The sequence below is a fragment of the Streptomyces tubercidicus genome, from assembly GCF_027497495.1.
GTDB classification, from domain to species: Bacteria; Actinomycetota; Actinomycetes; order Streptomycetales; family Streptomycetaceae; genus Streptomyces; species Streptomyces tubercidicus.
This window is the reverse complement of sequence record NZ_CP114205.1, coordinates 6,753,351-6,776,327: the sequence shown is the minus strand read 5'-3', so window position 1 is coordinate 6,776,327 and position 22,977 is coordinate 6,753,351. Positions and strand designations below refer to the sequence as shown.

19 protein-coding genes are annotated in these 22,977 nt (G+C 70.5%); 4 read left to right on the top strand and 15 right to left on the bottom strand.

Annotated features, from left to right (window positions below; genetic code table 11):
• Positions 1–151 precede the first annotated feature (151 nt).
• Positions 152–979: a peptidylprolyl isomerase gene (locus STRTU_RS29645; RefSeq protein ID WP_159747887.1), complete on the top strand. Its 828-nt coding sequence runs from the start codon at positions 152–154 to the stop codon at positions 977–979.
• Between the two features lie 250 nt (positions 980–1,229).
• On the top strand, positions 1,230–2,459 hold the full coding sequence (locus tag STRTU_RS29640) for a DUF349 domain-containing protein (protein ID WP_159747885.1): 1,230 nt from the start codon (positions 1,230–1,232) through the stop codon (positions 2,457–2,459).
• Between the two features lie 132 nt (positions 2,460–2,591).
• Here the strand turns inward: STRTU_RS29640 and STRTU_RS29635 are convergent, their stop codons facing one another.
• The 15 genes from STRTU_RS29635 to pgsA all read right to left on the bottom strand — a co-directional run bounded on the left by STRTU_RS29635 (position 2,592) and on the right by pgsA (position 18,628).
• Positions 2,592–5,222, bottom strand: a complete 2,631-nt coding sequence (locus tag STRTU_RS29635) for a RelA/SpoT family protein (protein WP_159747883.1) — start codon at positions 5,220–5,222, stop codon at positions 2,592–2,594.
• A gap of 172 nt (positions 5,223–5,394) precedes the next feature.
• On the bottom strand, positions 5,395–5,943 hold the full coding sequence (locus tag STRTU_RS29630) for an adenine phosphoribosyltransferase (RefSeq protein WP_159747881.1): 549 nt from the start codon (positions 5,941–5,943) through the stop codon (positions 5,395–5,397).
• The gene (gene secF / locus STRTU_RS29625; RefSeq protein ID WP_159747879.1) at positions 5,940–7,055 is read right to left on the bottom strand and encodes a protein translocase subunit SecF; all 1,116 of its coding nucleotides are present in this window, start codon (positions 7,053–7,055) and stop codon (positions 5,940–5,942) included. The genes STRTU_RS29630 and secF overlap by 4 nt, the downstream gene beginning before the upstream one ends.
• 1 nt (position 7,056) lies before the next feature.
• Positions 7,057–8,847: a protein translocase subunit SecD gene (gene secD, locus STRTU_RS29620; protein WP_159747877.1), complete on the bottom strand. Its 1,791-nt coding sequence runs from the start codon at positions 8,845–8,847 to the stop codon at positions 7,057–7,059.
• A gap of 151 nt (positions 8,848–8,998) precedes the next feature.
• Positions 8,999–9,520 (bottom strand): preprotein translocase subunit YajC, encoded by a 522-nt coding sequence (yajC, locus tag STRTU_RS29615; protein ID WP_159747875.1) that lies wholly within the window; start codon positions 9,518–9,520, stop codon positions 8,999–9,001.
• A gap of 162 nt (positions 9,521–9,682) precedes the next feature.
• Positions 9,683–10,774, bottom strand: a complete 1,092-nt coding sequence (ruvB, locus tag STRTU_RS29610; RefSeq protein WP_159747873.1) for a Holliday junction branch migration DNA helicase RuvB — start codon at positions 10,772–10,774, stop codon at positions 9,683–9,685.
• 82 nt (positions 10,775–10,856) lie between these two features.
• A complete protein-coding gene (gene ruvA, locus STRTU_RS29605; protein ID WP_159747871.1) occupies positions 10,857–11,477 on the bottom strand; it encodes a Holliday junction branch migration protein RuvA in 621 nt (206 codons plus the stop codon).
• A complete protein-coding gene (gene ruvC / locus STRTU_RS29600; protein ID WP_159747869.1) occupies positions 11,474–12,046 on the bottom strand; it encodes a crossover junction endodeoxyribonuclease RuvC in 573 nt (190 codons plus the stop codon). Before ruvC ends, ruvA begins: the two co-directional genes overlap by 4 nt.
• Before the next feature lie 151 nt (positions 12,047–12,197).
• A complete protein-coding gene (locus STRTU_RS29595) occupies positions 12,198–12,950 on the bottom strand; it encodes a YebC/PmpR family DNA-binding transcriptional regulator (protein WP_159747867.1) in 753 nt (250 codons plus the stop codon).
• Positions 12,951–13,083: 133 nt separating this feature from the next.
• The gene (gene pdxT / locus STRTU_RS29590) at positions 13,084–13,677 is read right to left on the bottom strand and encodes a pyridoxal 5'-phosphate synthase glutaminase subunit PdxT (RefSeq protein WP_159747865.1); all 594 of its coding nucleotides are present in this window, start codon (positions 13,675–13,677) and stop codon (positions 13,084–13,086) included.
• An 8-nt stretch (positions 13,678–13,685) separates the two neighbouring features.
• Complete coding sequence (pdxS, locus tag STRTU_RS29585) at positions 13,686–14,597, bottom strand: pyridoxal 5'-phosphate synthase lyase subunit PdxS (protein WP_159747863.1); 912 nt, start codon at positions 14,595–14,597, stop codon at positions 13,686–13,688.
• Positions 14,598–14,747: 150 nt separating this feature from the next.
• On the bottom strand, positions 14,748–15,293 hold the full coding sequence (locus tag STRTU_RS29580) for a LemA family protein (RefSeq protein ID WP_159747861.1): 546 nt from the start codon (positions 15,291–15,293) through the stop codon (positions 14,748–14,750).
• 547 nt (positions 15,294–15,840) lie between these two features.
• The gene (locus STRTU_RS29575) at positions 15,841–16,995 is read right to left on the bottom strand and encodes a glycosyltransferase family 4 protein (RefSeq protein ID WP_159747859.1); all 1,155 of its coding nucleotides are present in this window, start codon (positions 16,993–16,995) and stop codon (positions 15,841–15,843) included.
• A complete protein-coding gene (locus tag STRTU_RS29570; protein WP_159747857.1) occupies positions 16,992–17,975 on the bottom strand; it encodes a phosphatidylinositol mannoside acyltransferase in 984 nt (327 codons plus the stop codon). The genes STRTU_RS29575 and STRTU_RS29570 overlap by 4 nt, the downstream gene beginning before the upstream one ends.
• The gene (gene pgsA / locus STRTU_RS29565) at positions 17,972–18,628 is read right to left on the bottom strand and encodes a phosphatidylinositol phosphate synthase (RefSeq protein ID WP_159747855.1); all 657 of its coding nucleotides are present in this window, start codon (positions 18,626–18,628) and stop codon (positions 17,972–17,974) included. Before pgsA ends, STRTU_RS29570 begins: the two co-directional genes overlap by 4 nt.
• A gap of 274 nt (positions 18,629–18,902) precedes the next feature.
• Between pgsA and STRTU_RS29560 the strand changes: the two genes are divergently transcribed.
• Entirely contained in the window at positions 18,903–21,101 is a 2,199-nt protein-coding gene (locus STRTU_RS29560; RefSeq protein WP_159747853.1) for an elongation factor G-like protein EF-G2, read from the top strand.
• A 188-nt stretch (positions 21,102–21,289) separates the two neighbouring features.
• On the top strand, positions 21,290–22,969 hold the full coding sequence (locus STRTU_RS29555) for a hypothetical protein (protein ID WP_167539275.1): 1,680 nt from the start codon (positions 21,290–21,292) through the stop codon (positions 22,967–22,969).
• The last annotated feature ends 8 nt before the right edge of the window (positions 22,970–22,977 follow it).

The window sequence follows — 22,977 nt, the reverse complement described above, 5'->3', positions numbered from 1 at the left end:
AAGGTCGGTGGTGGGGGTCGGTCCGCGGGACCGCTCCCGGAACATTTCGGCAGCTCCAGAGCCTACCGGCGGGACTCCCGGCAGAGCGAACCCGTATACGGTACGGCCACGGCGGCGACAGCGATCGGTGATCGGACGAAGGAGACGACCGGTGGTCAGCAGAGATCAGCGGCGGCGGCAGCTCGCCAGGGAGAAGTACGAGCGCCAGCTGCAACGGCGGTCGGCGGCGCAGCGGAAGACCAAACGCCGCAATGTGGTCCTCGCGTCCGCCCTGGCCGTCGCGCTGGCCGCCGGCGTCACCGCGTATGCCAGTACCGGCCTGACCGGCGACGACCAGGGCGCCGACCGGGCGGCGGCCCCGTCCCCCTCCAAGGCGCCGGACCCGTGCAACCGACCCGCCGAGGGGGCGCCCTCCACCAAGACCTGGAAGAAGGAGCCGGCGATGTCCCTCGACACCTCGGCCTCCTACGCCGCGAAGCTGGCGACGACCTGCGGCGCGATCGAGCTGAAGCTGGACGCCGGCAAGGCGCCGCATACGGTCAACTCCTTCGCCTTCCTGGCCGGCCAGGGCTACTTCGACCACAGCAAGTGCCACCGCCTGGTCGATGAGGGCCTCCACGTCCTGCAGTGCGGCGACCCGAAGGGCACCGGCCAGGGCACCCCCGGCTACACCATCCCGGACGAGAACCTCAAGGACCCCCGGCTCAAGGGCGGTGTCTACCCGGCGGGCACGGTCGCGATGGCCAACCGCTACGACGGCCAGAGCGAGAAGACCCGCAACACCGGCGGCAGCCAGTTCTTCCTCGTCTACCAGGACAGCAAGCTGCCCCCGAACTACACACCGTTCGGCACCGTCACCGGCGGTATGGACGTGCTGAAGAAGATCGCCAAGGCCGGTTCGAGGCCCGACCCGCAGACCGGGAACACCGCGCCGAACGCCACCGTCGTGATCGACAAGGCAACCGTCAAAAAGTCCTGACCTGCCGGGCGACCGGTGGCGGGCCGCGGCGCTCCCGCTGCGAACCCGTGGAATTTCGGTGGTGCTGGATGCGGACAGCCGACCGCCGGTCGCCTAGATTGGCGTTGGGTAGGGTGCCTGCTCCGACGGCTGCCACCCTCACCCGCAATTCAGCCCGTCGGACCGGTCAGGGCGCGGCCCTGCCGGACAGAAACTGTGGACGATGCCGGGGGGCCGCACGCCCTCGTCGGCATCATGTGGAGGAGGCGCTGTGAGCAGCGACCCATGGGGCCGCGTCGACGAGACGGGGACCGTGTACGTGCGTACCGCCGATGGCGAGCAGGTCGTCGGATCGTGGCAGGCGGGAACTCCCGAGGAGGCCCTCGCCTACTTCGAGCGCAAGTATGAGGGCCTGGTCGTCGAGATCGGCCTCCTCGAACGCCGGGTCAAGACCACCGACCTGTCGGCGAAGGACGCCACGACCGCGATCGATCATCTGCGCACCCAGGTCGACGAACACCATGCGGTGGGCGATCTGGACGCGCTGCGCAAGCGGCTCGACAAGCTCGTCGAGGCCGTCGAATCGCGTCGCGAGGAGCGCAAGGCCCAGAAGGCACGGCAGAGCAACGAGGCACGGCAGGCCAAGGAGAAGCTGGTCGCCGAGGCCGAGGAGCTGGCCGCCAGTGAGCAGTGGCGGGCGGCCGGTGAACGGCTGCGCGCGCTGGTCGACACCTGGAAGGGCCTGCCGCGGCTCGACCGCAAGGCGGACGACGAACTCTGGCACCGCTTCTCGCATGCCCGGTCGGCGTTCTCCAAGCGGCGCAAGGCGCACTTCGCGTCGCTGGACGCGCAGCGCGAGGAGTCCCGTAAGGCGAAGGAGAAGCTGGTCGCCGAGGCCGAGGCGCTGTCGAACTCGACGGACTGGGGGGCCACCGCGGCCCGCTACCGCGAGCTGATGGCGGACTGGAAGGCGGCCGGACGGGCCCAGCGCGAGCACGAGGACGATCTGTGGAACCGTTTCCGCGGCGCCCAGGACGTCTTCTTCCAGGCGCGCGGTGAGGTCTTCGCGGAGCGCGATGCCGAGCAGCGGGAGAATCTGACCCGCAAGGAGGAGCTGGTCGTCGAGGCCGAGAAGCTGCTGCCCGTCTCGGATCTGAAGGCGGCGCGGGCGGCGTTCCGCTCGATCAATGAGCGGTGGGAGGCCATCGGCCATGTGCCGCGGGACGCCCGCCCGAAGATCGAGGGCCGGATGCACGCCGTCGAGCGGGCCATCCAGGAGGCCGAGGAGAGCGAGTGGCGCCGGACGAACCCTGAGGCGCGGGCCCGCGCCGCGGGGCTGACCGGCCAGCTCCAGGACGCGGTCGACAAGCTGGAGAAGCAGATCGACACGGCGCGGGCGGCCGGCAACGACGCCAAGGCCGACAAGCTCGGCCGTGAGCTGGAGGGCCGCAAGGCACTGCTGGACCAGGCGCTGAAGGGCCTGGAGGAGTTCGGCGGCTGACTTTGCGGCTAAACCGCCGCCGCTCTCGCGGTAGTGGTTGATCGCCGTTGGGGTTCGTCAATTGATGGCTGAGGTGCCTGATATGGAAGGGGGCCCCGGTACTTACGTACCGGGGCCCCCTTCCGTGCGTGGTTACGGCCTGCGGGCCGACGTCACCCGGTACACGTCGTACACGCCCTCCACGCTCCGTACGGCCTTCAGGACGTGCCCCAGATGCTTGGGGTCGCCCATCTCGAAGGTGAAGCGGGAGGTGGCGACGCGGTCGCGGGAGGTCTGGACGGCCGCGGAGAGGATGTTGACGTGCTGGTCGGACAGGATCCGGGTGACGTCCGAGAGGAGCCGGGAGCGGTCCAGGGCCTCGACCTGGATGGCGACCAGGAAGACCGAGGACTGGGTGGGCGCCCACTCGACGTCGAGTATCCGCTCGGGCTGCCGGGACAGCGAGTCGACGTTGACGCAGTCGGCGCGGTGCACCGAGACGCCGTTGCCGCGGGTGACGAAGCCGATGATCGGGTCGCCCGGCACCGGCGTACAGCAGCGGGCCAGCTTGACCCACACATCGTCGACGCCCTTGACGACCACACCCGGGTCCGCGCTGGAACGGCGCTTGGAGCGCGGCCGGATCGGGGTGGACTCGGCGATGTCCTCGGTGGCCTCGTCCTGGCCGCCGAGTGCCTGCACCAGCTTCTGGACGACGCCCTGCGCGGCGACATGGCCCTCGCCGATCGCTGCGTACAGCGAGGAGATGTCGGGGTAGCGCATCTCGTGCGCGAGGGTGACCAGGGAGTCGCCGGTCAGAATCCGCTGGATCGGCAGGTTCTGCTTGCGCATGGCGCGCGCGATGGCGTCCTTGCCCTGCTCGATGGCCTCGTCCCGGCGCTCCTTGGAGAACCAGCCGCGGATCTTGTTGCGGGCACGCGGGGACTTGACGAAGCCGAGCCAGTCGCGCGACGGCCCGGCACCGGTCGCCTTGGAGGTGAAGACCTCCACCAAGTCGCCGTTGTCCAGGGTCGATTCGAGCGGGACCAGGCGGCCGTTGACCCGCGCCCCTATCGTGCGGTGGCCGACCTCGGTGTGCACCGCGTACGCGAAGTCGACGGGGGTGGCACCGGCCGGCAGCGCTATGACATCGCCCTTCGGCGTGAAGACGAAGACCTCGTTGCGGGACAGGTCGAAGCGCAGCGACTCCAGGAACTCGCCGGGGTCCTCGGTCTCCTTCTGCCAGTCCAGCAATTGCCGCAGCCAGGCCATGTCGTTGACGGTGTCCTGGCCCTTGCCGGCGTTCTTGGGGATGTCCGTACGGATCTTGGAGGCGCCGGCGACCGCTTCCTGCTTGTACTTCCAGTGCGCGGCGATGCCGTACTCGGCGCGGCGGTGCATGTCGAACGTACGGATCTGGAGCTCAACGGGCTTGCCGCTGGGGCCGATCACGGTCGTGTGCAGCGACTGGTACATGTTGAACTTCGGCATCGCGATGTAGTCCTTGAACCGGCCGGGGACCGGGTTCCATCGCGCGTGGATGGTGCCGAGCGCGGCATAGCAGTCGCGGACGGTGTCGACGAGGACGCGGATGCCCACCAGGTCGTAGATCTCGGCGAAGTCGCGGCCGCGCACGATCATCTTCTGGTAGACGCTGTAGTAGTGCTTCGGGCGGCCGGTGACGGTGGCCTTGATCCGGGCGGAGCGCAGATCGGTCTGGACCTCGTCGGTCACTATGGCCAGATACTCGTCACGCTTGGGCGCCCGTTCGGCGACCAGCCGCACGATCTCGTCGTACATCTTGGGGTAGAGGATCGCGAAGGACAGATCCTCCAGCTCCCACTTGATGGTGTTCATGCCCAGGCGGTGGGCGAGCGGAGCGTAGATCTCCAGCGTCTCGCGGGCCTTCTTCTCCTGCTTCTCCCGCTTGAGGTAGCGCATGGTGCGCATGTTGTGCAGCCGGTCGGCGAGCTTGATCACCAGGACGCGCGGGTCCTTGGCCATCGCGACGACCATCTTGCGGACGGTCTCGGCCTGCGCGGCCTCACCGAACTTGACCTTGTCCAGCTTGGTGACGCCGTCGACCAGCAGCGCGACCTGGTCACCGAAGTCGCGGCGGAGGGTGTCGAGCCCGTACTCGGTGTCCTCGACGGTGTCGTGCAGCAGGCCCGCCATCAGCGTGGCCGGGTCCATGCCCAGCTCGGCGAGGATGGTGGTGACCGCGAGCGGGTGGGTGATGTACGGGTCGCCGCTCTTGCGCTTCTGGCCGCGGTGCCAGCGCTCGGCGACCTGGTAGGCCCGCTCGACCTGGCGCAGCGTGGCGGTCTCGATCTTGGGGTCATTGCCGCGGACGGCCCGCAGCAGCGGCTCCAGGACCGGGTTGTACGGGCTGGAGCGCTGGACGCCGAGACGGGCCAGGCGGGCGCGTACCCGGTTGGGCGAGCCGGAGCGGCCGGCGGGGGTGGGCGGCAGCGGCTTGGCCGAGGCGGGCTGGTCGGCCTTGGCGGGCGGCTTGGGCGCCCGGGACGGCGCGGAGCCCCGCGGGGACGAGGAGGCGGCGGGCCCCGGCCCGGTCGCCGTGGAGGGCCGCTCGGCGGGCGCCGGTGACGCGGAGGTGGGGCCGGCCGGCGGCCGGGGCGTGGCGGTGCCGTCGGGCGCGCCCTGCCGCTCTGGCTGGGCAGCGTCCGGGGAAGCCACGTCCCTGGGCTTCGGCTCGTCCGGGCGCGCGGCGTCGGATCCCGTCGGACGCAGTCCGGGGGAGAGCGGCTGGGCCTCGTCTGGCAAGAGCACTCCTCAGGCGGTTCCGGACCCCAGGACCTCTTATGGGTCGGGGTGCCATGGTATCGACCCGGGGGCCGCGACTCCCCCGCGGCCATGGGTCCGTACATGACACAGCAGCGGGGGCACCCGGATTCTTCCGGATGCCCCCGCTGCGGAGCTGTCGCCCGCGACCGGCTCAGACCGTGATCAGGGCCTCCAGCGGAGCGCCCTTCAGGCCCGGCTCCAGCCGCTGCCGCCCGGCGAGGAAGCCGAGCTCCAGCAGCACGGCCAGGCCCGCGACCTCGGCGCCCGCGCGGCGGATCAGCTGCAGCGAGGCGTCAGCCGTACCGCCGGTGGCGAGGACGTCATCGATCACCAGTACCCGGTCGCCCGGGGCCAGTGCGTCGGTGTGGATCTCGATCTCGGCCGTGCCGTACTCCAGCTCGTAGGTCTGGCCGAGCGTCGTGCCGGGCAGCTTGCCCGCCTTGCGGACGGGGACGAAGCCGACCCCGGCCCGGACCGCGACCGGAGCGGCGAGTATGAACCCGCGCGCCTCCAGGCCCACGATCTTGTCCACCCGGTGCCGCCCGCACAGCTCGGCGAACGCCTCGGTCAGCGCGCCGAAGGCGGCCGGGTCGGCCAGCAGCGGGGTGATGTCCTTGAACACCACACCCGGCTGCGGGTGATCCGGGATGTCGGTGATCCGGCTGAGCAGGAGCTCACGCAGTTCCGCCGGGGCGCTCACCGGCGCTTGCCCGAGGGGCGGCCGCGTCCGCGGTTACGGGATGCGGGCTGCTGGCGGGGGCCGACGACCGCGGCACCGTCCTCGGCGTCCGCCGCGGCGGGGGCCGACTCCTCGGTGTCCTCCTGGCCCGCGTCCTTGGCCGCGGCCGCGGCGCGCTTCGCCTTGACCCGCTTGGCCAGCGCCTTCATCTGCGGCTCACGGTTCTTCAGATCGGCGACCAGCGGAGTCGCGATGAAGATCGACGAGTAGGCACCGGCGGCGAGACCGACGAACAGGGCCAGCGAGATGTCGTTGAGCATGCCCGCGCCCAGCACACCGCCACCGACGAAGAGCAGACCGGCGACCGGGAGCAGCGCCACGACCGTCGTGTTGATCGACCGCACCAGGGTGCTGTTGATCGAGCGGTTGGCGATCTCGCCGTACGTGAAGCGGGTCTGCTTGGTGATGTCCTTGGACGCTTCCTTGAGGCTGTCGAAGACGACGACCGTGTCGTACAGGGAGTAACCAAGGATGGTCAGCAGACCGATGACCGTGCCGGGGGTGACCTCGAAGCCGACCAGGGCGTAGACGCCGACCGTGATCGTGAGGTCGTGGATCAGCGCGATCAGGGCGGCGAGCGCCATCCGCCACTCGAAGGCGATCGCCAGATAGAGCACCACGAGGACCATGAAGATCCCCAGGCCCAGCCAGGCCTTGTTGGCGATCTGCTCACCCCAGCTCGGGCCGACCAACTGGGTGTTGACGTCCTTGACCGGGACGTTCAGGTCCTTGGCGAGCTCTTCCTGGACCGGCAGCGCCTGCTGGGTGTCCAGACCGCTGATCTGGATACGCAGCGCACCGCCGCCGAGCTTCTGCACCATGGCCTGGTGTCCGCCCGCCGCCGATTCGGCCTGGTGCCGGGCCGACTCGGCGGATACGGAGGTCTCCGGGGTGGTGAAGACCGCACCGCCGGAGAACTCGATGCCCATGTTCAGACCGCGCACCGCCAGGCCGACGATGGCCGTGATGGTGATGAGGATCGAGATGCCGTACCAGATCTTCCGCTTGCCGATGAAGTCGTAGCCGACCTCGCCGCGGTAGAGCCGGGCGCCGATGTTTCCGAGCTTGGACATCTCACGCCTCCTTCGTCTGGGTGGGGGCGGCGCCGCGACGACGGCGCAGCGGCGGCTTGGCGCCCAGGCGCTTGGGATCGAGGCCGGACCAGGAGTGGCCGTCGGCGAAGAACTTCCGCCGGGCGAGCATCGTCATCAGGGGCTTGGTGAAGTAGAAGACCACGATGACGTCGAGGACGGTGGTCAGGCCGAGCGTGAACGCGAAGCCCTTCACCTTGCCGACGGTGACGATGAACAGCACCGCGGCGGCCAGGAACGACACGAAGTCGGAGACCAGGATCGTCCGGCGGGCCCGCGGCCAGCCGCGTTCGACGGCCGGGCGCAGGGTGCGGCCCTCGCGGATCTCGTCCCGGATGCGTTCGAAGTAGACGATGAACGAGTCGGCGGTGATACCGATGGCCACGATGGCGCCGCAGACCGCCGGGAGGTTCAGCGCGAACCCGATGGTCGGGCCGAGCAACGTCATGATCGTGTACGTCAGGATCGCCGAGACGAACAGGCTCGCCAGCGCGACCAGCGCCAGCCCCCGGTAGTAGGCGACCAGGTAGATCACGACCAGTGCGAGGCCGATGGCGCCGGCGATCAGACCGGCGTGCAGCTGCTCGCCGCCGAGTGCCGCGGTGACCGTGGTCTCGTCGTCGATCTTGAAGGAGAGCGGCAGGGAACCGTACGACAGCATGTTGCCGAGGTCCTCGGCGGTCTGCTGGGTGAAGCCGCCGGAGATCGTGGCGTTACCGCCGTTGAGCTGCTGGCTGACGCGCGGGTCGGAGACCACCGCACCGTCCAGGACGATCGCGAACTGGTTCTGCGGCGGCGTCTTGGTGGCGAGCTTGCCGGTCACGTCCGCGAACTTCTTGCCGCCCTCGGAGGTGAAGTCCATCTGGACGATCCAGCCCTGGCCGCCCTGGCTGTCGAAGACGGCCTTGGCGTCCTTGACGTCCGTGCCCTCGACGCCGACCGGGCCGAGCGCGTACTTCTGCGTACCGTCGTCCTTGCAGGCCACGACCGGGTCGGACGGCTTGGTGCCTGCGGCCTTCTCACCGGCGGTGGAGCGGCTCCGGTCCGTGGAACAGTCCAGTGCGTTGAGCTGCTTCTGGAGGGCCGGCGGAATCTCCGCGGCGCCCGGGGGCGTCGGCGGCACCGGGGGTGCGGAGGGCTTGGCCGGGCCGGAAGGGGTGGGCTTGGCGGACGGTGCCTTCTTCAGTGCGTCCGTCACCGCACGGCCCTGCGTGGTCGGCTTGGCGTTCGGCGACTGCGAGGACGAGGCGTTCTGCTGAGTGCCCGGCTGGTCCTTGGCCGGGTCACCCGCGGCCTTGTCGCCCTTGCCCTTGCCGTTCGCGCCGCCCTTGGAGGGGTTGGGCTTGGGCTCGGGGGTCTTGGTGCCCGCCGTGGTGGTGAGCACCGGACGGAACCCGAGCTTGGCGGTGGTGCCGACCTGCTGGCGGGCCTGCTTCGCGTCCGTCCCCTTGGGGATGTTCACGATGATGTGGTCGGTGCCCTGTGTCTGGACCTCGGCCTCGGACACACCCAGACCGTTGACCCGCCGCTCCATGATGCCGGCGGCGGTATTCATGTTGGTCTCGTTGATCGCGTTGGGCTTGCCCGGCTGGTTCTGGGCCGCCAGCGTGAAGCTGGTGCCGCCGGCCAGGTCGATGCCCAGTCGCGGCGTCATCGTGCCGGAGTAGAACATCCCTCCGATCAGCCCCGCCATGGCGATGAGGACCAGGAGCAGGGTGCGGCCCGGATGCCCCTGGCTCGCGGGCGCCCTGCGGCCCTTCTTCGGTGCTGCCACCTTCTCGTATCTCCCTGTCCAACCCCTCGGCCCGGGATGCCGGCCGAGAGGCCACGAAGTCTTGTGGGGACCTGCCCCCGCCGGAGCCTAGACCGTCCCGGAACCGCGGTGCACGACACACCACGCGTGCTCTGCGGTTCCGTGGGGTGGACTACTTCGCGTCGTCGCCGGACTTCTTGTCGTCCTTCGCGGCGTCGGCGTCCGCCTTGACGGTGTCCTTGGCCTTGTCGGCGGGCTCGGCGTCCTTGGCCTCGTCCGCGGCGGGCTCGGCATCGGCCGGGGCGGCGGTCTTGCCCAGGTCGATCTTGTCGCCCTTCCCGGCCTCGGCGGCGTCGCCGGTCAGCGAGGAGGCGTCGTCCGGGACGACCGGCTCGTCACCGTGGATCGGGTCGGCACCGTCCAGGATGCGGTTGTACTCCTCATCCGCGAGCACGGCGCCGATGGCGTTCTTGGCGTAAATGGCGTGCACGCCGGGGGCGACCTCCAGGAGGACGGTCTCCTCGTGGATTTCCTTGACGGTGGCGTACATGCCGCCGATGGTCCGGACGCCGGTGCCGGCCTGCATTTCGTCGCGCATCTGCGCGGCCGCCTGCTGCTTCTTCTTGGCGGAGCGCGTCATCAGGAACATGGCCCCGATGAGGACGATGAAGGGGAGGAGAGTCACGATGTTCACGGGACGGAAATTCCTTCGCACGACCGCGGATGCGCGATCTCATATACGGGGGTGGGTATGCCGTCCGTACGAACGGCATCGGCGGAGTCTAGGCGAGTCCCCACCAGTGGAACAACGCACAGCATCCCACCGCAGTTCCTGACCGGGCGAGTGCCCGCGCCGTCACGCTCCGAACAAGCCCTGCTGTCCGCCGGCGCCCGCCCGCTGCTGCGGCGGGACGAGCCCCAGGTGGTCCCAGGCCGCCGGGGTCGCGATCCGGCCCCTGGGGGTCCTGGCCAGCAGTCCTTCCCGTACGAGGAACGGCTCGGCGACCTCCTCGACCGTCTCGCGCTCCTCCCCCACCGCGACCGCGAGGGTGGACAGGCCCACCGGGCCGCCGCCGAACAGCTTGAGCAGGGCCGTGAGCACGGCGCGGTCGAGGCGGTCCAGGCCGCGGGCGTCGACCTCGTAGACCCCGAGGGCCTGGGAGGCGATCTCGCGGGTGATCACGCCGTCGGCCTTCACCTGGGCGTAGTCGCGGACCCGGCGCAGCAGACGGTTGGCGATACGGGGCGTACCGCGGGAACGGCCGGCGATCTCGGCGGCGCCCTCCGCTTCTATCTCGACGTCCAGCAGCCCGGCGGAGCGGTGGATGACCCGCTGCAGCTCGGCCGGGGCGTAGAACTCCATATGGGCGGTGAAGCCGAAGCGGTCGCGCAGCGGCGGCGGCAGCAGACCGGCCCGGGTCGTGGCGCCGACCAGGGTGAACGGGGGGAGTTCGAGCGGGATGGCGGTGGCTCCCGGGCCCTTGCCGACGATCACGTCGACGCGGAAGTCCTCCATCGCCATATAGAGCATTTCCTCGGCGGGCCGGGACATCCGGTGGATCTCGTCGAGGAAGAGCACCTCGCCCTCCTGGAGGGAGGAGAGGATCGCGGCGAGGTCACCGGCGTGCTGGATGGCCGGGCCGGAGGTGATGCGGATCGGGGCGCCCATCTCAGCGGCGATGATCATCGAGAGGGTCGTCTTGCCGAGGCCCGGCGCGCCGGACAGCAGGACGTGGTCGGCGGTGGCGCCGCGGGCGCGGGCGGCGCGCAGGACCAGGTCGAGCTGTTCGCGCACCCGCTCCTGGCCGACGAATTCCTCCAGGTCCTTGGGCCGCAGCGCGGCCTCGACGGCGGTGTCCTCACCGTCCGCGTCGGCCCCGACCAGCCGGTCGGGCGCGCCCGCGGCGCTGTCCTCGCTGGTGGGTGGTGCGGTGTCGTCCCAGTTCACTGCGGATTGCCTCGCGGGGTCGGGGCGGCCGGGCCGCCTGCGTGGTCGAACGGTCGGGGGCGCGCGGCCCGGGGAGCGGCGGTCATCGGGCGCGGTTCAGGGTCTGCAGGGCGGCCTTCAGCAGCTGCGGCACCTGGGGCGCGCCGCCCTTGGCGACCGCGGCCTCGGCCTGCGGGGTGACCGCGGCGACCGCCTCGTCCGCCTCGCGGGTGGCATAGCCGAGGCCGATCAGGGCGGCGTGCAGCTGGTCGCGCCAGCCGGCCGTGACGGCGCTGCCGACGCCCGCACGGCCGCTGCCCACCGGCTCCCCCAGCCGGTCCTTGAACTCCAGGAGCAGCTTCTGCGCGCCCTTCTTGCCGATGCCTGGCACGGCCGTGAGCGCCTTCTCGTCACCGGTGGCGACGGCCAGCCGCAGCGCGTCCGGGGAGTGCACCGCGAGCATCGCCTGGGCGAGCCGGGGCCCGACACCGCTGGCGGTCTGCAGCAGCTCGAAGGTCTGCCGCTCGTCGTCGTCGGCGAAGCCGTAGAGGGTGAGCGAGTCCTCGCGGACGACGAGGGAGGTGGCGAGCTTGGCCTGCTGGCCGATGCGCAGCCCGGAGAGGGTGTCCGGGGTGCACTGGACGGCCATGCCGATACCGCCGACCTCGACGACGGCGGAGTCCGGGGCGAGGGCCGCGACCGGCCCGGAGACGAAGGCGATCATCGGGTGCCCTTCTGGGGTGTCGCCCGGCGGACGCCGGGGGTGCGAACGGGAGCGGCGCGGCGGGCCGCGGCATGCGCCTGCTGGAGGCGGTTGACCGCGGGGGCGCGCCAGATGTGGCAGATGGCGAGGGCGAGGGCATCGGCGGCGTCGGCTGGTTTCGGTGGCGCGTCGAGCCGCAGCAGACGGGTCACCATCGCCCCGATCTGGGCCTTGTCGGCCCGTCCCGATCCCGTGACGGCGGCCTTGACCTCACTGGGGGTGTGCAGCGCGACCGGCAGCCCACGACGGGCCGCGCACAGCATGGCGACCGCGCTGGCCTGGGCGGTGCCCATGACCGTACGGACGTTGTGCTGGCTGAAGACCCGCTCCACGGCGACGTACTCGGGGCGGTGCTCGTCGAGCCAGGCGTCTATCCCGCGCTCGATCTCGACCAGGCGCTGGGCGATATCGGCGTCCGCGGGCGTACGGACGACGCCGACGCCGACCATCGTCAGCGGACGCCCCGCGACCCCGTCGACCACCCCGACCCCGCAGCGCGTCAGCCCCGGGTCCACCCCCAGCACCTTCATCGGTCCCCGCCCCTCGCCGTATCGGTCAGCTGTGCCTGCCTCGGAAGCGCATGCCCCCTGATCAGCACAGTAATGGCTGCCACTGACAAACCGACGGGCCGGCGGGGTGTGTCCCCGCCGGCCCGTCAGTCGACCGAGTGTGCCGCGCCGCTCAGGCGTCGACCTTGGCCATCACATCGTCCGAGACATCGAAGTTGGCGAAGACGTTCTGCACGTCGTCGCTGTCCTCCAGCGCGTCGATCAGCTTGAAGATCTTGCGCGCGCCCTCTTCCTCCAGCTCGACCTGCATGGTCGGGACGAAGTTGGCGTCGGCGGAGTCGTAGTCGATACCGGACTCCTGGAGGGCCGAACGGACCGCGACCAGGTCGGTGGCCTCGCTGAGCACCTCGAAGGACTCGCCGAGGTCGTTGACCTCTTCGGCGCCGGCGTCCAGGACCGCGCCCAGGACGTCGTCCTCGGACAGTTCACCCTTGGGGACGATCACCACGCCCTTGCGGTTGAACAGGTACGACACCGAACCCGGGTCGGCCATCGAACCGCCGTTGCGGGTCATGGCGACGCGGACGTCCGAGGCGGCGCGGTTGCGGTTGTCGGTGAGGCACTCGATGAGCACCGCGACACCGTTGGGGCCGTACCCCTCGTACATGATGGTCTCGTAGTCGGCTCCGCCGGCCTCAAGACCCGCACCGCGCTTGACCGCGGAGTCGATGTTCTTGTTGGGCACCGAGCTCTTCTTGGCCTTCTGAATGGCGTCGAAGAGCGTGGGGTTGCCGTCCGGGTCGGCGCCGCCCGTACGGGCCGCGACCTCGATGTTCTTGATCAGCTTCGCGAAGAGCTTGCCGCGCTTGGCATCGATCACGGCCTTCTTGTGCTTCGTCGTAGCCCATTTAGAGTGGCCGGACATCCGCCTGTCTCCTTCGCGTAACCAACGTCTGAAACGAACGCCTCAGATCCTACCGGGGCGAGGTCACGCGGTGTCACTCCCGCCCGTCACCCGGCGACGACCCCGGAGGGAGCTCCGGGGCCCGCCCTCCGGATCAGTCCCGGGCCCGCCGCACCATGTCCACGAACAGGGCGTGGACCCGGTGGTCGCCGGTGAGTTCCGGGTGGAAAGACGTGGCGAGGACGTTACCCTGCCGCACGGCCACGGTGTGCCCGTCATACGTCGCCAGGACCTCGACCGCGCCGCCGACCGACTCGACCCAGGGCGCCCGGATGAAGACGCCCTCGACCGGTCCGCCGGGGATCCCGGCGACGTCGATGGCCGCCTCGAACGACTCGTTCTGCCGCCCGAAGGCGTTACGGCGCACGATCATGTCGACGCCGCCGAACGTCTCCTGGTCCTCCCGGGCGTCCAGCAGCTTGTCGGCGACCATGATCATGCCCGCGCAGGTGCCGTAGACCGGCTTGCCCGCGCGGACGAACGCCCGCAACGGCTCCAGCATGCCGAAGGTGACGGCCAGCTTGGACATCGTGGTGGACTCGCCGCCCGGGATGACCAGACCGTCGATCCCGTCCAGCTCCTCGGGGCGACGCACCGGCCGGGCCAGGGCGTCCGCCTCGGCGAGCACGGTGAGGTGCTCACGGACGTCGCCCTGGAGGGCCAGCACACCGATGGTGGGGGTGCTCATCTGCCGTCCTACCAGCCGCGGTTGGCGTAGCGCTCAGCCTCGGGGAGGGTGTCGCAGTTGATGCCGACCATGGCCTCGCCCAGGTTGCGGGAGACGTCCGCGATGACCTTCGGGTCGTCGTAGAAGGTGGTGGCCTTCACGATCGCGGCGGCGCGCTTGGCCGGGTCACCGGACTTGAAGATTCCGGAGCCGACGAACACACCCTCGGCACCGAGCTGACGCATCAGCGCGGCGTCGGCCGGGGTGGCGACACCACCGGCGGAGAACAGCACGACCGGCAGCTTGCCGAGCTCGGCGACCTCCTTGACCAGCTCGTACGGGGCGCGCAGCTCCTTGGCGGCGGCGAACAGCTCGTTGTTGTCGTAGCCGCGCAGCCGGGCGATCTCACCCTTGATCTGACGCATGTGGCGCACCGCCTCGACGACGTTGCCGGTGCCGGCCTCGCCCTTCGAGCGGATCATGGCCGCGCCCTCGGTGATCCGGCGCAGCGCCTCGCCCAGGTTGGTGGCACCACACACAAACGGGGTGGTGAAGGCCCACTTGTCGGAGTGGTTGACCTCATCGGCCGGGGTGAGGACCTCGGACTCGTCGATGTAGTCGACGCCGAGCGACTGCAGCACCTGCGCCTCGACGAAGTGGCCGATCCGGGACTTCGCCATGACCGGGATGGAGACGGCGTTGATGATGCCGTCGATCATGTCGGGGTCCGACATCCGGGCCACGCCGCCGTCCTTGCGGATATCGGCGGGGACCCGCTCCAGGGCCATGACGGCGACGGCGCCCGCGTCCTCGGCGATCTTCGCCTCTTCCGGCGTGACGACGTCCATGATCACGCCGCCCTTGAGCTGCTCGGCCATACCGCGCTTGACGCGCGCGGTTCCGGTCTCGGGGTGCTGGGGCGTGGTGGGCGTGCTGGACACGGTTGACCTCACTCAGTGCGGGTGGCTGTACTGATGCGCCCACACAACCGTTGGTGAGTGGCCCGGGAAAAGGGCCAATTACAGGTCAGTGGCTCGTCACCGCCGGGAGTCGCCGTCTGCGGCCCCCGCCACCGGCACCCGCCGCCCGGCTCAGTTCCCGGCCGACCGGTCGTCCAGCACGGCCGGCGGCTCGTCATCCATCTCGAAGGCCAGCGGAAACGGCGCATGCCCGGCCAGCCGCAAATAGCGCACCACCCGGTGGCGGCGGACCGCGCGCGCCGCCCGTACGGCGTCGTTGTGGAACCGGCGGGCCATCGGGACACGGCGCACCGCGGCGGTGAGCTCACTGACCGACTGCTCCCCACCGGGCGCCTCCCGCAGGGCCTCCAGCTGCGCCTCCTCCGCGAAAATCGCCCGCAACGCCTGGCTCAGCTCACTCTCCGCGACCTCCCGATGGTCCTCCTCAGCCTGCCGGGCCTCATGCGCGGCCTGATAGAGCACGATCGAGGCGGCCGGGTCGAGAACCCCCGACGTACCCACCTCCTGCGCAACGGAAGCCCGCCGCAACAGCTGCGCGTCCAGGGCCGCCCTGGCCGCGTCAATCCGCGCATGCAGCCGATCGAGCCGCCCAGCCGTCCAGCTGAGGTAGATGCCAATGAGGACGATCGCGGCGGCGATCCAAATGAACGTGGTCACACCGCGTCACCTTACGCGGCTGTCGCGCGTGGGATTCCCACGTGTTTGGCTGCCCCGCCGTTTCGCTGCGCTTTGCGTTCTGCCCGCGTCTTCGGCTGTCCCACCGTGGCGCCTGCGGCGGGCGGTGCCGCTGCGCGGGGCTGTCGGGGTGCGGTGACGGACCTCCGCGGGTGGGGTGCCGGACTGCTTCGCTTTACGTCCGGCACCCCACCCGCTCCGGCCCGTCCCCTCCCGTTGGAGGGTGGAAAAACCCTGGTGGGAGTGCACGCCGGTGGTCCACCGCTCCTCGCGCAGCAGGAGAGAAACGTCCCACGGACGCCAGCCCCCACCCACGTTCACCTTCTCCCCAACGGGAGGGGACGGGCCGGAGGGGCCGGTGTGTGGGACGTAAAGCGAAGCAGTCCCACACACCGGCCCCGGAGGTCCGTCACCGCACCCGACAACCACCCGGCCCGCCGCAGGCGCCACGGCGGGTGCACCGCGCAAGCGGGCAACAAACGGCGAGCAACAACCACGGCGGGGCAGCCAAACACGTGGGAAGCCAGCCTTACGGCAGCCAGCGGCGAGCCCGCAAGCCCACCCTCTCGTCGGTGGCCACGGACGCCGCCCCCGTGGTCACGGTCTCGTAGACGGCGAGGATGTCGGCCCCGACCGTCGACCAGTCGAAGCGCCGCACATGGCGGGCGCCCCGCTCCCGCAGCTCCGCGAGACGAGCCGGGTCACCAAGAAGTCGTACGGCCGCAGCGGCGAGCGCCTCGGTGTCTTCGTTGGTGAAGAGTTCGCCGGCCTCGCCCTGGTCGAGGACCTGGGCGAAGGCGTCGAGGTCGCTGGCCAGGACGGGGGCGCCGGCCGACATCGCCTCTACGAGGATGATGCCGAAGGATTCGCCGCCCGTGTTGGGCGCGACGTAGAGGTCGACGCTGCGCAGCAGCCTGGCCTTGTCCTCGTCGCTGACCATGCCGAGGAATTCGACCCGGGAGCGCAGTTCGGCGGGCAGCTCCGCGACGGCCTCCGCTTCGTCGCCGCGGCCGGCGACGAGCAGGCGGGCGTCGGGGACCTCGGCGAGGATCGTGGGCAGCGCCTTCATCAGGACCGGCAGGCCCTTGCGCGGTTCGTCGATCCGGCCGATGAAGCCGATCGTCCGTCCCTGCCACTCGGCCTTGGGCTCCGCGGTGGCGAAGAAGTCGACGTCGACGCCGTTGGGGATGACCACCGCATCGCCGCCGAGGTGTTCGACGAGGGTGCGGCGGGCGTATTCGCTGACCGCGATCCGTGCGCTGATCTTCTCCAGTGCGGGCTGCAGGATCGGATAGGCGGCGATCATCGCCCGTGAGCGCGGGTTGGAGGTGTGGAAGGTCGCCACGATCGGGCCCTGGGCGGCCCAGCAGGAGAGCAGGCCGAGGGAGGGCGAGGCCGGCTCGTGGATGTGGATGACGTCGAAGGCGCCGTGCTGGAGCCAGCGGCGGACCCGGGCGGCGGAGAGGAAGCCGAAGTTGAGGCGGGCGACCGAGCCGTTGTACGGGACGGGGACGGCGCGGCCGGCCGAGACCACGTAGGGCGGCAGCGGGGTCTCGTCGTCCGCGGGGGCGAGCACGGAGACCTCGTGGCCGAGGCGGATCAGGTGGTCGGCCAGGTCCCGGATGTGGAACTGCACGCCGCCGGGGACGTCCCAGGCGTACGGGCAGACGATGCCGATCTTCACACGGACTCCGATCCGGAGGTTCTGGAAGCCTCGGAGCCGCCCGGGGCGGCGGGCTGCTCGCGCGGTTCCAGGTCGGCGAGCCAGAGCCGCTGGAGCATGTGCCAGTCCTCGGGGTGGTCGGCGATGCCGGAGGCGAAGGCGTCGGCGAGGGTCTGGGTCATCTGGGCGGCCTGCTCGGCGCGGGTGCCGGTCTCGGGGACCTCGATCTCCGGGTGGACCCGGCCGCGCATGACGGGGGTGTCGTCGTACCAGAGGGTGACGGGCAGCAGCATGGCGCCGGTCTGGACGGCGAGGGCGGCGGGGCCGGCCGGCATCTTCGTGGCCTCGCCGAAGAACTTGACCGGTATTCCGGAGGCGGACAGATCACGGTCCGCGACCAGGCAGACCAGGCCGCCGGCCCGCAGCCGCCGGGCCAGCGTGCCGAAGGCGGCACCGCCTTCGTGCGGCAGCACCTCCATGCCCAGGCCCTCGCGGTAGGCGACGAAGCGGTCGTAGAGGGTTTCCGGCTTGAGGCGCTGGGCGACGGTGGTGAAGGGGACGCCGAGCTTGGTGGTGACCCAGGCGCCCGCGAGGTCGTAGTTGCCCATGTGGGGCAGCGCCAGGATGACGCCACGGCCGCTCTTGAGCCCGTCCTCCAGGTAATGCACGTCCTCGGGGGTGAAACCCGCCCTTATCCGGTCCTTGCTCCAGGCCGGCAGTCGGAAGGACTCCATCCAGTAGCGCATGTACGAGCGCATCCCGGCCCGGGAGAGCTCGGCGAGCCGCTGCGGTGTGGCGTCCGGGACGACCCGGGCGAGGTTCGACTCCAGGCGGAGGACGCCCTTGCCGCGGCGCTTCCAGGCGATGTCGGCGATCCGGCGGCCGAGCCGTACGGCGGCGCCTTCGGGCAGCTTCTTGACGGTGCTCCAGCCCAGGGCGTAGAGCGCCTCCGACAGCTTCTCCGTGTCGATCAACGGCCGGCCGTTCCTGCGCGGGCTCATGCGCTGTTCCCCCCTTGTGCCATGGCGTCGGCCTCGGCCGACTCCCGTCGTACCGTTACCACGCGCTGGCCCAGGGTGACCGCGCTGCCGATGCCGACGACCCACAGGGCGATCGGCAGCAGGATCTCGACTCCCGGCACCCCGAAGGCGTGCAGGCCCGACAGGCCGCAGGCGACCAGCGTGATGACCAGCCGCTCGGCGCGCTCCACCAGGCCGTTGACGTCCACCGGCAGCCCGATGGCCTCGCCGCGCGCCTTGGTGTACGAGACCACCTGGCCGCTGGCGAGGCAGAAGATCGCCATGCCGCAGAGCACCAGGCTGTCGCCCCGGCCCGCGTACCACAGGGCGAGCCCGCCGAAGATCGCCGAGTCGGCGACCCGGTCGAGGGTGGAGTCGAGAAAGGCCCCCCAGCGGCTGGAGCGGCCCAGCTGCCGCGCCATGTTGCCGTCGACGAGGTCGGAGAAGACGAACAGCGTGATGACGACCGTCCCCCAGAAGAACTCGCCCAGGGGATAGAAGATCAAGGCGCCGGCCACCACGCCCCCGGTGCCGACCAGAGTGACCGCGTCCGGGCTGACGCCGATCCGGATGAGCAGGGCGGCGAACGGCGTGAGAACACGCGTGAAGAACGCACGCGCGTACTTGTTCAGCATGGCCTTCCCGGGAGTCGATACGGGCCGTGCGGTCTAACGGCCACCGGCGGGCCCATCGTAGCCAGGAGGTCAGGGGGCACCACGAACGCATCGCGGCGCGGGGTGCGTCCCGTGGCTCGGGGCCGCCGGCGCGCGCCGGTGGACGCACCCGCAGGCCCCGCGCGGGGCGCCCGGACCCCTTGGGAGCACCGGCCCCGTGCGCCATGTATGGACGCATCATGGCCTCGGTGGAAAGCTCGAATCACCGCAAAGTGTCGACCTGGAGGCGAGACACATGAGCGAGAAATCGAGTACACACCCGGGAGCCGCCGGCAGGGCATCAACGGCCGGCCAGCCCACGGCCCTGCGCAATGTGGTGCTGGTCGGCCACAGCGGCTCCGGAAAAACCACCCTGGTCGAGGCCCTCGCACTGGCATCCGGCGCGGTCAACCGGGCGGGCCGGGTCGAGGACGGCGGCTGCCTCTCCGACTACGACGAGATCGAGCACCGGCAGCAACGCTCCGTACAGCTCTCCCTGGTCCCGGTGGACTGGGGAGGAGTCAAGATCAATATCTTGGACACCCCCGGATACGCCGATTTCGTCGGGGAACTCAGGGCCGGTCTGCGCGCGGCGGACGCGGCCCTTTTCGTTGTCTCGGCGGCCGACGGTGTGGCCGGCGCGACCCGTATGGTCTGGGACGAGTGCGCGGCCGTCGGTATGCCGCGTGCGCTGGTCATCACGCACCTGGAGGCGTCCCGCGCCGACTTCGACGAGATGACCGAGCGCTGCCGCACCACGCTCGGCGGCGAGGACCCGGACGCCGTCCTCCCGCTCTACCTCCCGCTGTACGGGACGCCGGGCGCCGACGGCCATGCCCCCGTACACGGCCTGATCGGCCTGCTCTCCCAACGGGTGTTCGACTACTCCTCGGGCGAGCGCACCGAACGCGCACCGACGGCGGACGAGCTGCCGCTGATCGAAGCCGCCCGCAACCGCCTGATCGAGGGCATCATCGCCGAGAGCGAGGACGAGTCCCTGATGGACCGCTACCTCGGTGGCGAGGAGATCGACATCAAGACCCTCATCGGGGACCTGGAGACGGCGGTCGCCCGGGGCACCTTCCACCCGGTTCTGGCCGCGGCCCCGGCCGCCGAGGGCGCCAAACAGGGGCTGGGCACCGTGGAGCTGCTGGAGCTGATCACCGGTGGCTTCCCGACGCCCGTGGAGCGCGAGGCGCCGGCCGTGACCACCCCGGAGGGCGCGCCATGCCCGGCGCTGAGCTGCGATCCGGACGGTCCGCTCGCGGCCGAGGTGGTCAAGACCTCCTCCGACCCGTACGTGGGGCGGATCTCCCTCATCCGCCTCTTCTCGGGCACCCTGCGCCCGGACGAGACGGTGCATGTCTCGGGCCACGGCCTGCAGGACCGGGGCCACGAGGACCATGACGTGGACGAGCGGATCGGTGCGCTGTCCACCCCGTTCGGCAAGCAGCAGCGCCCGCTGTCCAAAGCGGTCGCCGGCGATCTGGCCTGTGTGGCGAAGCTGTCCCGGGCCGAGACCGGCGACACCCTCTCCGCCAAGGACAGCCCGCTGCTGATGGAGCCCTGGACGATGCCGGACCCGCTGCTGCCGGTCGCCATCCAGGCCCACAGCAAGGCCGACGAGGACAAGCTCTCGCAGGGCCTGGCCCGTCTGGTCGCCGAGGATCCGACGATGCGTCTGGAGCACAACCAGGACACCCACCAGGTGGTCCTGTGGTGCCTGGGCGAGGCGCATATCGATGTGGCCCTGGAGCGGCTGCGATCCCGCTACGGCGTCCAGGTGGACACGGTGGCGCACAAGGTGTCGCTGCGGGAGACCTTCGGGTCCCCCTCCGCGGGCCGCGGGCGCCATGTGAAGCAGTCCGGCGGGCACGGCCAGTTCGCGATCTGCGAGATCGAGGTGGAACCGCTGCCCGGCGGCTCCGGCATCGAGTTCGTGGACAAGGTCGTGGGCGGTGCGGTGCCCCGGCAGTTCATCCCGTCCGTGGAGAAGGGCGTACGCACCCAGGCCGCACGCGGGGTCGCCGCCGGGCATCCGCTCGTCGACATCCGCGTCACGCTGCTCGACGGCAAGGCGCACTCCGTCGACTCCTCCGACGCCGCGTTCCAGACGGCGGGCGCGCTGGCGCTGCGCGAGGCCGCCGGCGAGGTCCGGATCGATCTGCTCGAACCGGTGTCCGAGGTCAGCGTGATGGTTCCGGACGATTTCGTCGGCCAGGTGATGAGCGATCTGTCGGGACGCCGCGGCCGGGTCGTGGGCACCGAACAGTCAGGGGCGGGACGCACCGTGGTGCGCGCCGAGGTGCCCGAGATCGAGATCGACCGGTACGCCGTCGATCTGCGCTCCCTCTCGCACGGCACCGGGCGGTTCTCCCGCGTCCACCTGCGGCATGAGGCGATGCCGCCGCAGCTCGCCGACAAGTGGCGGGAAGAGGCGGAGAACGGCGCATAGTTGACGGCTGATCAACCATTGGAGCGGCCGCTGTCCCGCTCAACTCCTGCGGGCGGGGCGGCGGCTGTACGCTGAGGCCGTGCCGTCGATCCGGGGGTTCGGCGGGCCAGGAGGCGAGGTCACAGGCTCAATGACAGGCGCTCAGCAGGTGTGCCGTCAGCAGAAGTCGGGAAGAGCCGCATCATCGGATGCGTGCGGTGTGGGGGGCGGTAGTGGCAGACGGCTTTGACTTCAGTCCGGGGGCGCAGGTCCCGCTGTCGGGGAGCGCCGGGCAGACGGCGGCGACCCAGGCACTGGCCTCGGCCGCCTATCGGGACAGCCCGCTGGCCGATATCTCCAAGGCCGACTCGGATTCCGGCAAGTCCGCCATCAAGAAGCCCAAGCTGTCGCTGTTCGCGCCCAATCTCGGTGAGGCGTTCGCGCGCGCGGTGCAGGTGCGGATGCTCGGCGGCGGGCGCGCCGCGCTCATCCAGTCCTTCGGGACCGAGCCGCAGACCATCGTCGAGCACTGTCTGTCCGCCACCCGCATCCGCAAGCAGCGGGACGCCAAGCTGACGGTGCTGATGGTGCTGTTCGGGGTGCTGTTCCTGCCCGGTGTGCTGCTGTGGCTGGGCGTCTTCCAGCTGCGGAAGATGCTCTCCAAGGACGGCGCGGGCAAGGGGCTCTCCCTGCTCGGCGGGGTGCTGCTGACGGTGCTGGCCGTCCTCGGCCTGTTCTTCATGATCAAGCTGCCGTTCAACGGCTTCTGGCCGCTGTACGCCCGCGGCATGGTCCTCGCCCCGGTGATCGGCTGGTGGCTGGCCAAGCAGATCTGTGAGAAGACCGCGGTGGCCATGCGGGAGTCCTGGAAGGGGCTGCTGGAGGGCGGCGGGGTGGCCGCGAAGATCCCCGAGGCGGTCCCCCAGGACCCGAACCAGATCGCCGCCGAAACCCTCCGCCAGAATCTCGCCAAAATCTCCGCCGAGCAGAGCAGCAATGTCGTCTTCTACGCCGGGCCCAAGGGGATACTCGGCATGGGGACGCGCTGGGGCAGCTGGCAGCTCGCCGAGGAGCTGACCCCGGCGCAGGCAGGCAGCGAGATCCACCCGTTCCGCAGCTGGGACGTGATCCGCGCGATCCACGACAAGCTGCGGCTGCTGGAGCGCAGCCCGCTGCACACCGGCGGCTTCCCCACCCCGTCCGTACGCCACTGGATCGTCTCCCCGGTCGGCGAGAAGGCCGCCGCCGTCAGCCGCCCCGAGGGCACCCATGTGGAGGCGTACCAGATCCGCGGGCACGAGATAGAGCGGATCTGCAACGAGCAGCAGTTCGGCAGCGGCAACCGCCACTACCTCGGCGTCCAGTTCGTGCTGTGGGACGGCCAGCTGGTGATCACCCTCATGATCACCGTCACCGTGCTCCACGAGACGCTGCGCATCGAGGTAACCGGCCATGCCCTCGGCCCGGTCAACGGCCTCTTCACGACGAAGCCGGAGCCCAAGACCAAGGAAGTCGCCAAGGTCGTCAAGTTCTGGGAGACCAGGACCCATCAGCTCCCGCTCATCGAGCCGCAGGAGGTGGTCCGGCTCGCCGCCCGCGCCCCGCTGACCTGGTTCCCGCCGGTGCTGGACTTCCTCGGCGGCAAGCTGACCCTGCCCGAGCCGTTCGGCCTGCGGCACGTCTGGGCCGACAAGCCCTGGCGCCACCGCTTCATGGCCGATGACGCGCTGCGCGCCGCGACCCCGGTGCTGCGCACGGTCCACTCCGCCGCGATGAGCGTCCTCAAGGAGAACGGCGTGGACACCGAGCGCTTCACCAACCGCTCCCTGGTGCTCAGCGGCATGATCCAGGGCGTGGAGCCGCAGAAGGCGGACGAGTACAACGCCTGAGCCCTCAG

Bases quoted from the DNA above. Each gene is read 5' to 3' on its own strand.
- secF (WP_159747879.1), bottom strand. From the start codon at position 7,055: ATGTCCAAGCTCGGAAACATCGGCGCCCGGCTCTACCGCGGCGAGGTC.
- ruvA (WP_159747871.1), bottom strand. From the start codon at position 11,477: ATGATCGCCTTCGTCTCCGGGCCGGTCGCGGCCCTCGCCCCGGACTCC.
- ruvC (WP_159747869.1), bottom strand. From the start codon at position 12,046: ATGAAGGTGCTGGGGGTGGACCCGGGGCTGACGCGCTGCGGGGTCGGG.
- STRTU_RS29595 (WP_159747867.1), bottom strand. From the start codon at position 12,950: ATGTCCGGCCACTCTAAATGGGCTACGACGAAGCACAAGAAGGCCGTG.
- pdxT (WP_159747865.1), bottom strand. From the start codon at position 13,677: ATGAGCACCCCCACCATCGGTGTGCTGGCCCTCCAGGGCGACGTCCGT.
- STRTU_RS29570 (WP_159747857.1), bottom strand. From the start codon at position 17,975: ATGAGCCCGCGCAGGAACGGCCGGCCGTTGATCGACACGGAGAAGCTG.
- pgsA (WP_159747855.1), bottom strand. From the start codon at position 18,628: ATGCTGAACAAGTACGCGCGTGCGTTCTTCACGCGTGTTCTCACGCCG.
- STRTU_RS29560 (WP_159747853.1), top strand. From the start codon at position 18,903: ATGAGCGAGAAATCGAGTACACACCCGGGAGCCGCCGGCAGGGCATCA.
- STRTU_RS29555 (WP_167539275.1), top strand. From the start codon at position 21,290: ATGCGTGCGGTGTGGGGGGCGGTAGTGGCAGACGGCTTTGACTTCAGT.